Here is a 13,512-nt window from a genome sequence, read left to right on the forward strand (position 1 = left end):
AAGGGATCAATTTATTTTTCCTATTGATCTCATATAAATAGATAGTTTGTATAAATTCCTGACCCGTCATACCATGCTCGTGAACAAAAACTCTATCGGTTCAAAGAAATCGATAGCAAACAACCCCGACATGAAAGCTGACATGACCGACCTCACCACCGCATCCGGCATCCCCGTCGCCGACAACCAGAACTCGATCACCGCCGGCCCGCGCGGCCCGGTCCTGCTGCAGGACTTCCACCTGATCGAAAAACTCCAGCACTTCAACCGCGAGCGCATCCCCGAGCGCGTCGTCCACGCAAAAGGGTCGGGCGCCTACGGCACCTTCACCGTCACCCACGACATCACGCGCTACACCAAGGCGAAGCTGTTCGGCGCGGTCGGCAAGCAGACCGAGACTTTCCTGCGCTTCTCGACGGTCGGCGGCGAAAAAGGTTCGGCCGACACCGAGCGCGATCCGCGCGGCTTCGCGGTGCGCTTCTATACCGAGGAAGGCAACTGGGACCTGGTCGGCAACAACACCCCGACCTTCTTCCTGAAGGACGGCATCAAGTTCCCCGACTTCATCCACACCCAGAAGCGCGACCCGCAAACCAACCTGAAGTCGGCGCAGATGATGTGGGACTTCTGGAGCAAGGCGCCGGAAAGCCTGCAGCAGGTGACGATCTTGTTCTCGGACCGCGGCACGCCGGACGGCTACCGCCACATGGACGGTTTCGGCAGCCACACCTACAGCCTGGTCAACGAACAGGGCGAGCGTGTCTGGGTGAAGTGGCACTTCAAGACCCTGCAGGGCATCCGGAACCTGAGCGCGGCGGAGGCCGTGCGCCTGGCCGGCGCCGATCCGGACTATGCCCAGCGCGACCTGTTCAACGCCATCGCCGGCGGCGACTATCCGCGCTGGAGCGTCGAGATCCAGGTGATGGTCGACGCGCAGCGCGCCGCCTGGGAAGCGAAGACCGGCTGGGACGCATTCGACCTGACGAAGGTCTGGCCGCAGGGCGACTTCCCGCGCATCCCGGTCGGCGTCCTGGAACTGAACCGCAACCCGGACAACTACCACCTTGATGTCGAGCAGGCCGCGCTGTCGCCGTCGAACATCGTTCCCGGCATGGGCTACAGCCCGGACAAGATGCTGCAGGCGCGCCTGTTCGCCTACCACGACGCCCAGCTCTACCGGGTCGGCACCAACCACCAGCACCTGCCGGTGAACCGTCCGCGCTGCCCCTTCCACAATCAGCAGCGCGACGGCGCGATGGCGATCGCCAACGGCGGCGCGGCCGCCAACTACGACCCGGTGCATGCCGGCGGCCCGGCGGCCGGCGGCTTCGGCCACGGCGACGCCGGCTGGCAGCTCGAAGGCGCGGCGGGCCGCTACGACACCCGCGCCACCGACGACCATCACACGCAAGCCGGCAACCTGTTCCGCCTGCTCAGTGAAGAGGGCAAGCGCAACCTGGTCGAGAACATCGCCGGTTCCCTGAGCCAGGCCGATGCCGCGACCCAGGACCGCCAGATCGGGCACTTCCTGCGCGCCGACCCGGCCTACGGGCATGGGGTGGCGGAGGCGATTCACCGCCTGGACAACGATCGCTGACTTAAGGCTCTCGCTCCGGCTTAAGCCCGTCGTTTCCGGCATAAAACCGTCGTTCCCGCGCAGGCGGGAACGACGGGCATCAAGCGTGCCACGCCGGGTATCAGGTGTGCTGCTCCAGCCACGGCACGATCACCCCGGCCAGCCGCTGCGGCGCCTCGATCGGGATCATGTGCCCGGTGTCCTCGATGACCTCGAGCGCCGCGCCGGGAATCCCGGCCTGCAGCTCGCGCGCCTCCTCCAGGCTGCGCAGCTGGTCCTGGGCCGCGGCCACCACCAGGGTCGGGCAGCGGATCTCGTGCAGGCGATCCAGGTCGCCGGGGCGCTCCAGCATCGACTGGCGCCGGAACACTTCCCCTCCCAGGCGCGCGCCCATCGCGCGCACGCGCTCGATCAGCGCCTCGTTGCCGCGCTCCTTCGGATGCAGGGAGGAAGCGACCGCGATGCGGCTCAGGCCACTGAAGGCGATCGAGGGCGCGGCATTGCCGATCGCGCCCTTGCGCTTCTGCAGCGCCGGCGTGTCGGGCCGGGTCGAGGTCGCGATCAGGACCAGCGCCCGCACCCGCTCCGGCGCCAGGCGGGCGATCTCGCGCGCGACGTAGCCGCCCATCGAAAAACCAATCAGCAGGAACGAAGGCGGCGCGGCGTCGAGCGCGCGGCGCGCCATCGCGGCGATCGAAGCGTCGTGGCGCAGGTCGGCGTAGTGGATCGGCGCGAAGCGCGCCAGCGGCGCCTCGAGGTCGCGCCACAGGGTTTCATCGGCCATGAAGCCGGGAACGAGCAGAACAGACATGGAATCATCCTAGCAGATTCGTTGCGCCATCTCAGGGCACTGGTGGACTCCGCATCCTTAAATTGACCTTTTCCCTCACTAAAGGAAAAGACGTGCCGACGACCTTCACCGCCAGCGTACGGAACCAGCTCCGGTTCGCGTTCGCCATCGTGATCACCCTCTCCTTCCTGTCGACCGCCATCGCCGCCTGGCGCCTGGAGCTGCTGTCGAACGACGCGAGCGAGCTGGCCCGGCGGCTCGACAGGCCGGAACAAAAGGCCTTGTACGCGCAGGTACTGGAAGGCGCCCACGACAGCGCTACCGCGCTGGCCGGATTCAGCCTGGCCTCGCTGGCCTTCAGCATCGCCGCCGGCAGCCTGTTCACGCGCGCCCTGTTCCGCCGCCTCGGCGGCGAGCCGGCGCTGGCGGCGGCGGTGGCCGGCGAGATCGCGGCCGGCAACCTGCGCGTCGAGGTGGCGGTGGCGGACGGCGACCAGACCAGCCTGATGGCCGGCCTGAAGCGCATGCGCGACAGCCTGGCCGGCATCGTCGGCCAGGTCCGCCAGGGCACCGCGGCGATCGGCGAAACGATCGCGGAGATGTCGAGCGAGTCGCAGGAGCTGTCGCGCCGCACCGAAAACCAGGCCGCCGCGCTCGAGGAAACCGCGTCCTCGATCGAGGAGCTGACCCAGGGCATCCAGCACAGCGCCGACAACGCCGAACAGGCCAACGAGCTGGCCGCCCAGGCGTCCCGCGTGGCCCAGCAGGGCGGCGCGATGGTCGGCCAGCTGGTCGACACCATGGGCGCGATCAACGAGTCTTCCGCGCGCATCGCCGACATCATCGGCGTCATCGACGGCATCGCCTTCCAGACCAATATCCTGGCCCTGAACGCGGCCGTGGAAGCGGCGCGCGCCGGCGAACAGGGGCGCGGCTTCGCCGTGGTGGCGGGCGAAGTGCGCGCGCTGGCGCAGCGCTCGGCCGCGGCGGCCAAGGAGATCAAGGCCCTGATCGACGATTCGACCGGGCGCGTGGCGGACGGCTCCGCGCTCGCCGGCAAGGCCGGCCAGACCATGCAGGACATCGTCGCCAGCATCGACCGCGTCAGCACCATCATGAACGACATCGTCGCCTCCAGCCGCGAGCAGGCCAGCGGCATCGCCCAGGTCAACCAGGCCATCACCCAGATGGACGGCGCCACCCAGCAGAACGCGGCCCTGGTCGAGGAATCGGCCGCCGCGACCCTGGCGATGCAGGAACAGTCGGCCAGGCTGTCCGGGCTGGTGGCGCTGTTCCAGGTCGGCGCCGCAGCCGCGCCCGCCGCCGCCCGCCCCGCCCTGCCCGTCGCCGCAGGCAAGCCCGCGGCCGCGCCGGCCAAGGCGCCGGCCCCGCGCGCCGCGCGTGCGCGCAAGGGCGCGGCCTCGGGCAAGGGTGCGGCCAGCGCCGTGGCCGGGGACTGGGAAGAGTTCTGAGCCGAAGTCCGAGCCGGCCCGCGGTTGCCTCGCCGGGGTTTCCATGTCAGCATGCGGTGTCATGCACAAGGAGACCCCATGCGAATGAGGCACATACCGGCCCTGCTGGCCGCCTTCCTCGGCCTTGCGGCGCAGGCCCAGGCCCCGGCCCCCTCGGCGGAAGTCCGCAAGTTCATCACCCACGACGCGCCCGTGATGGCGCTGACCCATGTGCGCGTGGTCGACGGCACCGGCGCGCCGGCCGCCGAGGACCGCACCGTGATCGTGCGCCGCGGCCGCATCGAAGCGATCACCGCCGCCTCGGTCGCGCCGCCGGCCGGCGCCCAGGTGCTCGACCTGCGCGGCCGCACCGTGCTGCCCGGCCTGGTCGGCATGCACAACCACCTGATGTACACGGCCTCGCTCAACCTCGACGAAGACGACAAGCTGCCGCCGCCGGGCTTCTTCGTCACCGAAATCGCCTTCTCGGCGCCGCGCATGTACCTGGCCGCCGGCGTGACCACGATGCGCACCACCGGCAGCATCGAACCGTATACCGACCTGAACATCCGCCGCCTGGTCGACGCCGGCAAGATCCCCGGTCCGCACATCGACGTGACCGGCCCCTACCTCGAAGGCAAGGCCAGCAACTTCCCGCAGATGACGGCGATGGACGAAATCGCGCAGGCGCGCCGCACGGTGGCCTTCTGGGCCGGCGAAGGCGCGACCTCGTTCAAGGCCTACATGAACATCCCGGCCGACGTGCTGGCCGCCGCCGTCGACGAGGCGCACAAGCACGGCACGAAGCTGACCGGGCACCTGTGCTCGGTCGACTACCGGCAGGCGGCGAACATCGGCATCGACAATCTCGAGCACGGCCCCATCTTCACCGACACGGAATTCGTCCCCAACCGCAAGAAGGACGTGTGCCCATCCGGCGCCGAGGTCTCGGCTTCGTGGGAAAAGCTGGAGGTGTCGAGCCCGCAGGTACAGGAGCTGATCCGCGAACTGGTGGCGCGCAAGGTGGCGATCACCTCGACCCTGCCGGTGTTCGAATCCTTCGTCGCCACGCGGCCGGTGCTCTCGCGCAAGCAGCAGGCGATGATGTCGGCCGAATCGCTGCGCAGCCACCTGGCGGCCCGCGCCGCGGCCGCCTCGTCACCGGCGCGCGCGGCCAAGCTGGAGGCGGCGCTGAAGAAGGAGATGGCGTTCGAGCTGGCCTTCGTGCGCGCCGGCGGCATGCTGCTGGCCGGCCCCGACCCCACCGGCAACGGCGGCGTGCTGCCCGGCTTCGGCGACCACCGTGAAGTCGAGCTGCTGGTCGAAGCGGGCTTCAGCCCCGTGGAAGCGATCCAGGTCGCGACCGCGAACGGCGCGCGCTACCTCGGCAAGCTGGACCGCATCGGCACCGTCGAAGCCGGCAAGAACGCCGACCTGGTCGTCGTCAACGGCGACCCGTCCCGCCGCATCCAGGACATCGAGAACGTGGAGATCGTGTTCAAGGATGGCGTGGGCTACGATCCGGTAAAACTGAATGCCTCGGTGCGCGGCATGGTGGGGACGCGTTGATGAATCTCCCCAACCATCAACTCAGCATGACGGTGCTGATGACCCCGGACACCGCCAATTTTTCGGGCAACGTCCACGGCGGCCACATCCTCAAGCTGCTCGACCAGGTCGCCTACGCCTGCGCCAGCCGCTACGCCGGCGCCTACGTGGTGACGATGAGCGTCGACCAGGTCACCTTCCGCCAGCCGATCCACGTGGGCGAACTGGTGACCTTCCTGGCGGCCGTCAACTACACCGGGCGCAGCTCGATGGAGATCGGCATCAAGGTGCTGGCCGAAAGCATCCGCACCCAGGAAGTCCGCCACGTGAACAGTTGCTTCTTTACCATGGTGGCGGTCGGCGACGACAAGAAACCGGTGCCGGTGCCGCCACTGCAACCGTCCACGCCGGACGAATTGCGCCGCTTCGAGGAAGCCAAGGGCCGCAAGGACCTGCGCCTGGCGCTGGACCGGCAGCATGCCGAGCGGCAGGCGTCGCGTTCGTGAGACTATTGAAGAGGTACGGCGACGTGCTATAATTCGCCGCCTTGGCCTGGTAGCTCAGTTGGTAGAGCAGAGGATTGAAAATCCTTGTGTCGGTGGTTCGATTCCGCCCCGGGCCACCAAAGTTTCAAAGCAAAAACGCCACCTTCGGGTGGCGTTTTTGCTTTCCAGCTACCCGCCACTGTCGAGAAAACTGACGCCCCCCTGTTCGCCAGCTCATCAATTCCTTAAAAATCAACTGCTTATTTTTTTGGCACAAAGGTTGCTAGCACCGGCCTACCGACTGCCACCCAGGCGGTCGACAACAACCAAGGGGGAACTCATGACCACGCAATGTCTTACCGCAACGCTGTTTCGTGCCATCCCTGCTTTAGCCTTGATGCTTGCCGGCACCGCGGCGAGCGCCAATCCCGTCTACTGGACCGACTGGACCGGCTCCGACACCGACCCCGGACCGGGGTTCACCGGCCACGGCACCATCACCACCCAGACGCAGACCGTCAACGTCACTTACACCAATGCCGCGGGCGTCGGCTTTTACCAGCCCAGTGGCGGCATCGACTACTGGACGCCGCGTAGTCCGGTGACGAACTCGCCTTACACCAGCGGCCAGGTCGACAACCCGCCTACCGGCACCGACATCATCGCCTTGCAGTACGCCGGCAACCAGACGCTGACGTTCTCGCAGACGGTGGTCAACCCGGTATTCGCGTTCGTCAGCCTGAACGGCAACGGCTACGCCTTCCTGAACCAGGACTTCGACATCCTCAGTTTCGGTGCGGGCCTTGGCGCCGCCGCGCCCGGCAACAACAGCTGCGGCTACTGGGGCTGCGGCAGCGTGTCCAAGCAGGTGGTCGATCTCGGCGGCGGCAACATCGAATACCGGCTGATCGGCACCGGCGAACCGCATGGCGCGATCCGCTTCACCGGGTCGTTCGACACGCTGACCTGGCGCAGCATGACCAGCGAGTACTGGAACGGCTTCACCGTCGGCGTGGAGAGCACGGCGGTCGAGGGCAATCCGCCGCCGACCGGCGTGCCGCTGCCGGCCACCTGGCTCCTGATGGTCGCCGGCGGCGCGGGCCTGCTGGCGTCCCGGCGCGGCCGCAAGACGGACTCGTAAAGCGGTGAATGGCGGCTTCAGGCAGCAGCGCCGCCTTCGGGTCGATGCCGTCCGGTCAAGGCTGGACGGCGTCAACTGAACCAGGCCGCATTCCCGGGCAGCCAAGCGATCCTTCGTACACCAGGATCGCCGCCGCCAGATCCTCCAGCGCCGTGCCGACCGACTTGAAGACGGTCCGCGCCTGCGCCCCTCCCCTTCCGCCGGCCTGCGTACGGCAGAGCGTTTCCAGGGTCCCGGCGATATCTTCCGGGCCGAACACGCCGCGCGACATCGGTCCCAGCAGGTCGCCCGATTTCTGCAGGGCTTCCACCGTATCGACATACAGGCTGCTGCCGGTAAAGCAGGCATCGTCCGCTTCCCGCATCGCCGGCGTGAAGCCGCCGATCAGGTCGAGGTGGCTGCCGGGAGCGAGCCATTCGCCATGGACGATGGGGGCTGTCGCCAGGGTTGCACAGGACACGATGTCGGCCCTGCGCACCGCCTGTTCGAGGTCGGTGCTGGACCGTACGGCGCATCCCGCCAGGTGCAACCCGCCGGCCAGGCGCTGCGCCGCCCCGGGGTTGCGGCTCCAGATCGTGACATCGTCGATCGGCAGCACGGTCCGGTAGGCCTCCGGGACCAGGCTGGCGACGCGCCCGGAGCCGGCCACGACGAGCCGCCGCGCGTCGCGCCGCGCCAGGTGGCTCGCCGCCAGCGCGGAGGCGGCGGCGGTGCGGCGCGACGTGATCTCGTTGCCGTCCATCTGCGCCAGCGGCTCGCCCGTCGCGGCGCTGTAGAGGATATACGTGGAATACAGGCCGGGCTGGCCGTGCGCCGCGTTGCCGGGAAAGATGTTGACGGTCTTGATGCCCATGTAATCGCCATGCCACGCCGGCATGATCAGGACGGTCCCTCCTTCGCCCTTGCCATCGCTGACCGTATGCACATGGCGCGGCGGCACCTGGCATCCGCGCGCGAACATGCGGGCGATCGCCTCGATCAGTGCGTCGAACGGCAGCGCCTGCCGGGTAGCGTCGCGATCGATTGTCTTCATGGGTTCTTCACCTTGCTGCCACGGAGCATCAATGTTCAGGGATGCAGACACTATACTGGAAGCCACCGCGCAGTAGAGACCCGCCAGGCCAGCGCATGGCCGTAAAGCCACCTTACACAGGGCCAAATTCGGAGTAGGATGAATACCAGGGGGACCGTGCGATCGCTGCCGGGGCTCCGGCATCCCCACGCGTCCCGCTCGCCACGATGACAGGGGGACATCATGCGACATACCTTGAAAGCAGTCTTCGCGAACCGGAGCGATGCCCAGCACGTGCTGGAAGAATTGCTCGCCTCGGGATATACGCACGCCGACGTCAGCATGTCGGACGAACCCGGCGACACGCCTGGCGCCGAACACCACGAAGGCCTGGGCGCCTCGGTCAGGCATGCCTTCGACAGGCTGTTCGGATCGAAGCACCATGACGATGCGGCGCAGCCGTCCGGCGAGGCCGTGCACGGCCAGCACATCGTCATGTTCTCCACCGAATCCGAGCCGGAAGCCGAGCGCGCCGCCGGCATCATCGGGCGCTTCGGACCGGCCGGCATCGAGGAACACCATGAGCAGTCGGACCAGTTCAGCGCCGATGCTTACCTGCCGGGCGTCGCCGCGCTCAGCAGCGCCTATCCGCCGGGCACCGAACCGGGTTCACTGCAATTCCGTTCCCTCGGGGAGGGCCGCTACCTGGGCACCCAGGGCGCCAACTCGCCGCCGCACGGCGACACCTACCAGGATTCGATGGGCAGCGGGATGCCGTGGCAACAAGCCGAAGACATGGCCTATCGCTACGGCAAGGACATGGGCGCCAGCGATGCCTACCGCGAGCATACCTGGGATGAGGCCGAGCCCAGCCTGAAGATCGGCTGGGAGCGCCGGCACCCGCGCGGCGAGTTCCCTGCCTGGAGCAGGATCAAGCAGGCGGTGCGCCAGGGCTGGGACTTCGTGCGGGCACGGATGCCCGGCAGGAGGCATTGATCAGTACAGCTTCGCCATCGCCACCAGGGTCAGGGTGACCGTGATCGCGCCGCCGATGCGGGTCGCGATCTGCGCGAACGGCATCAGTTGCATGCGGTTGGCCGCCGTCAGGATCGCGACGTCGCCGGTACCGCCCTGGCCGCTGTGGCAGGCGTTGATGATCGCCGCCTCGATCGGATACATGTTCATCTTGCGTCCCACCACGAAGCCGGTGGCCATCAGGCTGACCACCGTCGAGACGATGATGGTCAGGTTGACGGCATTGAAGGCCGAGACCAGCTTGTCCCATGGCGTCATCGACGCGCCGATCGCGAACAGCAGGGGATACGTCACGGCCGTCGAGAAGAATTTATACACGACGTAGGAGCTCTGCTGCAGCTGGGGCGACACGGCGCGCGACAGCTTGAAGATCACGGCCACGAACAGCATGACCACCGGCGCCGGGAACTCGAACAATTTGAAGCTGAGCATGCCCACCATGTACAGCGAAATCGAGGTGATGCCCGCCGCGGCGATGTGGCCGATGTCCATGTGCAGGGGGATGACTTCGGCCAGCGGCTTCGCGTCGTCCGATTCGCCCGGCTGCAGGCGGCCTTCGCCGGTCAGGTGCGGTCGCTTCTTGCCGACCGCGTTCAACATGCCCGACAGCAGGATCGCCGTCAGGCTGCCGAGCATGACCGCCGGCAGCACGTGGGCGAACACGTCGCCCTGCTCCTGGTGCAGGATGCCCGCATACCCGATCGACAGCGGAATCGCGCCTTCACCGACGCCGCCGGCCATGATCGGCGCGACGACATAGAAGAAAGTGTGGAAGGCGTCCTGGCCCAGCGCCACGCCGACGGCCGTGCCGACGACGGCGGCCACGACCGAGCCGATCGCGAGCGGCACGAAAATCTTGATGAAGCCCTTGATGAGCACCGAGCGGTCCATGCTCAGGATGCTGCCGACGATGATCGACGAGATGAACAGGTAGAGGAAGTTGGTGGATTTGGTGAAGTCCACCACGTTCTTCAGCACGGGGGCCGGGATCAGGTGGCTGAACGCCAGGTAGGACGGGATGAAGGTGGCGAAGATGGCGGCGGCGCCGATGTTGCGGAAGAACGGCAGGCGCTTGCCCAGCTCGGCGCACGAGAATCCGCCGACGGTCAGGATGGCGATCGACACGCAGATGTCGTTCGGCACCTTGCCGGTCGCGACGAAGCCGGCGATCAGCGCCAGCAGGAGGACATACACCGGCAGCGGTACGATGCCCAGGCGCATGTCCATCAGTTTCCAGAACGGATGGGGCCTGGACTGGGCGGGGGCGGCGGCGGCTGCGGGAGTGTGCGGCTGGGTCTGTTCCAGCGGGAGTCGGTTAGCGTTTTTCATGAATACCAGTAATCGTGCTGATGAATATGACTGCACTCTAACCGCGCCTCCCCTTCATTTAGCTTTCAGTGCGAAGATCCAACGATCCGGCGATCAGCCGCTCAAGCGCACTTCGATACGTTCGATCACCTGGTGCACGTCTTCGGGCGGCACCGGCGGGCTGAAGAAATATCCCTGGCCGATGTGGCAGCCATGCGCGAGCAGCCAGTTCATCTGCTCCCGGGTTTCCACGCCTTCCGCCACGATGGTCATCTTCAAGGCATTGCCCATGGCGACGATGGCCTGGGTCAGCTTTTCCGCGTTCGGGTCCTGCAGCATGCTGCGGGTGAAGGATTGATCGATCTTCAGGCACTGCAGCGGCAACTGGCGCAGGTAGCTCAGCGAGGAAAAGCCGGTGCCGAAATCGTCCAGCGCGGTGGCGATGCCGCGCTCGTTCAGCGCCCGCAGCACGCTCTGGGTCTCGCCGAGTTCGCGCATGAAGCAGGACTCCGTCACCTCGATTTCCAGCGCACCCGGCGGCACCCGGTATTCCTCCAGCAGCTGGGTCAGGTAGTCGACCAGGTTCGGCGACAGGATGTCCGCGATCGACAGGTTGATCGCGATCGGCAGCATCGCCAGGCCATCGTTCTGCAGGCGGGCCTGTTGCGCGATCGCGCTGCGCATGACCCAGCGGTCGATGCGGATGATCTGGTCGCTGTTCTCGGCGATCGGAATGAATGCACCGGGACTGTTCTGCCCCCGCGTCGGGTGGTTCCACCGTACCAGCGCCTCGAGGCCGACCACCTTGCGGCTGATGAGATCCACCTTCGGCTGGAACACCAGCGCCAGCTGGTTGCGCTCGACCGCCTCGTCGAGGTCGCGCTCGAGCAGGTAATAATCGCGCTGGTCGGCCGCCATCGCCAGTTCGAACACCACGCTGCGGGAGCGGCCGCGGGATTTGGCCTGGTACAGCGCGAGGTCGGCGTGGCGCAGCAGTTCGCTGACCGTGCGGCCGTGCCCGGGCGGAATCGCAATGCCCACGGAGATCCCCAGGCGGAATTGCTGGCCCTTGATGTCGAACGGCGTAGCGACGGCCTGGTGCAGGCGCTCGGCAAAGGTCAGGGCGGTGGCGGCGCTCGGATGCGGGATCTGCAGCAGCAGCATGAATTCGTCGCCGCCGAGACGCGCCAGCAGGTCGAATTCGCGCATCACCGCCTTCAGCCGCATGCTCAGTTGCTGCAGCACCTGGTCGCCCGTTTCGTGGCCATAGGTGTCGTTGATCTTCTTGAAATGGTCCAGGTCCAGCAGCATGAGGGCGGTGTTGTATTCGCCATCCTCGAGGCGCCGCGAGACCTCGTCCTCCATGGCCCGGCGGTTGTACAGCCCGGTCAGGTGATCGTGGTGGGCCCGCCAGTGCAGGGTCTCCTGCATCTTCCGGTTCACCTGCAGCTTGTTCACCTCGCTCAGGATCTGCAGCAGCTGTTGCAGCGCCTCCGCATCCGACTTCAGCCAGGCATCCGCATGGCCGCGCACCGATTCCTGCCACGCGGCGAAGGAGCGCCGCGGTTCCAGCCGCACCCGTCCATTCGGCAGGGACACGATGTCCTTCACAGGCTCGCCGCCCCAGCGCACCTTGCGCACCACTTCCGGCCGGGTCATGAAGCAGAAAATGACGTCCTCTTCATGGCGTTGCGCCACCATCAGGCCGGCGGCTTCCGGCAGGAAGGCCAGCGTCCTGCCGGGCGACGCCAGCAGGTCGTCCCACGTGCTGACCATCGGCCTGGCGGCATGCTTGTCCAGCCGCGCGCCGACCTCGTCGAGTATCTGGTGGGTGGAACCCTGGCGCCTGCCCGGGCCGCCGACCGAGGCCAGCGTACCGATCTGCACGCCGAGGATACTGGCATTGAAAGCCGGCAGCAGCCGGGGCATCCATAGTTCCAGCACGGTGGTGATGTCGCCATCCTTGATCAGGGCCTGGTGGAACTGGCCCAGCAAACGGTCCAGGGTCAGGCGATGGCGTACCGATTCCAGGTGCGACAAGGCCTCGATGCGCATGTTGGCGATTTCCGCCAGCAGTTCGGACAGCTGGCGCATGCCTTCCCTGAGCTGGTACGGCGGCGTCCGGGGGCGATGGTGATGGCAGGCGATCAGCCCCCACAGCTTGCCGTCGCAGACGATGGACAGGGTCAGCGTGGCGCGCACGCCCATGTTCCGCAGGTAGGACAGGTGGACCGGGGACAGGCCGCGCAGCATGCCGTGGCTCTGGTCGAGCAGCGATCCATCCGGCAGCGCCGGCGGCACCAGCGCATCCATCGAGGCTTCCACGTCGGCCAGCACGCGCAGCTTGTTGGTCAGGTAGAGCGCGCGCGCCTGGCTGGGAATGTCGGAAGCGGGAAAGCGCAGGCCCAGGTATTTTTTCTCGTAGGCCGCCGAGGTGTGCTCGGCCACGACTTCACCGGCCCCATCGGGCATGAAACGGTAGATCATCACGCGGTCGAAGGCGCTGATTTCCTGGATCACCTTGACGCACTCGCCAAAGAAGCCGTCGAGGCCCTCCGCCCTGCGCAAGCGGGCGACGGTGGCGCCGAAATCGGCGAAGACCTGGTTCTGCCGCCGCATCTCCTCCGCGCTGGCGTTCACGGGCAGCCATTCGATGATCGCGACCGCGCCGGCGCGGTGCCCGAGGCATTCCCATTCCAGCGCAACAGGCTGCATCGGTCCGAAGCTGGTCTGTTCGAAGCGCGGGCGCCACGGCAAGGCCACGGGATGGGCCGTGGGCAGCGCCGCGAGTCCGTCCCCCGCATCGGCCACGGCAGCGGCGCCATCCGCGGAGTCCTGCACGGCGGCAGCCCACTCGGCCAGCGGCCTGCCGAGCAGCACACCGGGATCCTGCAATCCCGGCCAATGGCGCACGATACCCGCCGATACCTGCACGATGCACCGGCTCGCCAGGTCCACCGCCATCAGGAAGCCGTAGGCCTGCACGGTGCCCAGCAGGTGGATCGGCTCCTGGGCGCAGGTACGCTCCAGTTCCGACGAAATGGTGTCGTCACGAACACCCGGGCTCATGCTTGCCAACTCCTGTTGAAGCCAACAAGCGTCAGACCTGCCGCCCCGGGCGTTGGTTCCGGCGCGGCTTTATGGAGCGAGCACGTCAATGATTTCG

The 13,512-nt window shown here is 67.0% G+C and carries 10 protein-coding genes and 1 tRNA gene; 7 read left to right on the top strand and 4 right to left on the bottom strand.

All coding sequences use genetic code 11. The annotated features are described in order from the left end of the window. Nucleotides 1-142 precede the first annotated feature (142 nt). Nucleotides 143-1,597 (top strand): catalase, encoded by a 1,455-nt coding sequence (locus AC3A6M_RS11915; RefSeq protein WP_487852940.1) that lies wholly within the window; start codon nt 143-145, stop codon nt 1,595-1,597. A gap of 100 nt (nt 1,598-1,697) precedes the next feature. On the opposite strand, the gene AC3A6M_RS11920 is transcribed toward AC3A6M_RS11915, so the two are convergent. Further along, entirely contained in the window at nt 1,698-2,387 is a 690-nt protein-coding gene (locus AC3A6M_RS11920; RefSeq protein WP_487852941.1) for an alpha/beta fold hydrolase, read from the bottom strand. 92 nt (nt 2,388-2,479) lie between these two features. Here AC3A6M_RS11920 and AC3A6M_RS11925 point away from each other — a divergent pair, with 92 nt between their 5' ends. The 5 genes from AC3A6M_RS11925 (at nt 2,480) to AC3A6M_RS11945 (ending at nt 6,991) form a co-directional block, all read left to right on the top strand. Then, nucleotides 2,480-3,838, top strand: a complete 1,359-nt coding sequence (locus AC3A6M_RS11925; protein WP_487852942.1) for a methyl-accepting chemotaxis protein — start codon at nt 2,480-2,482, stop codon at nt 3,836-3,838. An 84-nt stretch (nt 3,839-3,922) separates the two neighbouring features. Continuing rightward, nucleotides 3,923-5,386, top strand: a complete 1,464-nt coding sequence (locus tag AC3A6M_RS11930) for an amidohydrolase family protein (protein ID WP_487852943.1) — start codon at nt 3,923-3,925, stop codon at nt 5,384-5,386. Further along, entirely contained in the window at nt 5,386-5,871 is a 486-nt protein-coding gene (locus AC3A6M_RS11935) for an acyl-CoA thioesterase (RefSeq protein ID WP_487852944.1), read from the top strand. The genes AC3A6M_RS11930 and AC3A6M_RS11935 overlap by 1 nt, the downstream gene beginning before the upstream one ends. Nucleotides 5,872-5,914: 43 nt before the next feature. Continuing rightward, nucleotides 5,915-5,990, top strand: a tRNA-Phe gene (locus tag AC3A6M_RS11940). A gap of 257 nt (nt 5,991-6,247) precedes the next feature. Beyond that, nucleotides 6,248-6,991 (top strand): PEP-CTERM sorting domain-containing protein, encoded by a 744-nt coding sequence (locus AC3A6M_RS11945; RefSeq protein WP_487852945.1) that lies wholly within the window; start codon nt 6,248-6,250, stop codon nt 6,989-6,991. A gap of 55 nt (nt 6,992-7,046) precedes the next feature. Here the strand turns inward: AC3A6M_RS11945 and lhpI are convergent, their stop codons facing one another. Further along, the gene (gene lhpI, locus AC3A6M_RS11950) at nt 7,047-8,024 is read right to left on the bottom strand and encodes a bifunctional Delta(1)-pyrroline-2-carboxylate/Delta(1)-piperideine-2-carboxylate reductase (RefSeq protein WP_487852946.1); all 978 of its coding nucleotides are present in this window, start codon (nt 8,022-8,024) and stop codon (nt 7,047-7,049) included. Between the two features lie 222 nt (nt 8,025-8,246). Between lhpI and AC3A6M_RS11955 the strand changes: the two genes are divergently transcribed. After that, nucleotides 8,247-8,999 (top strand): hypothetical protein, encoded by a 753-nt coding sequence (locus AC3A6M_RS11955; protein ID WP_487852947.1) that lies wholly within the window; start codon nt 8,247-8,249, stop codon nt 8,997-8,999. Here the strand turns inward: AC3A6M_RS11955 and AC3A6M_RS11960 are convergent, their stop codons facing one another. Together AC3A6M_RS11960 and AC3A6M_RS11965 are read right to left on the bottom strand one after the other, a co-directional pair. Beyond that, nucleotides 9,000-10,367 carry a 2-hydroxycarboxylate transporter family protein gene (locus tag AC3A6M_RS11960; RefSeq protein ID WP_487852948.1) on the bottom strand — a complete coding sequence of 456 codons (1,368 nt, stop codon included), beginning with the start codon at nt 10,365-10,367 and terminating at the stop codon, nt 9,000-9,002. A gap of 93 nt (nt 10,368-10,460) precedes the next feature. Beyond that, nucleotides 10,461-13,415, bottom strand: coding sequence for a bifunctional diguanylate cyclase/phosphodiesterase (locus AC3A6M_RS11965; protein ID WP_487852949.1), 2,955 nt, complete (start codon nt 13,413-13,415; stop codon nt 10,461-10,463). Nucleotides 13,416-13,512 lie beyond the last annotated feature (97 nt).

Source organism: Telluria sp. Soil_C_11 (genome assembly GCF_057657395.1).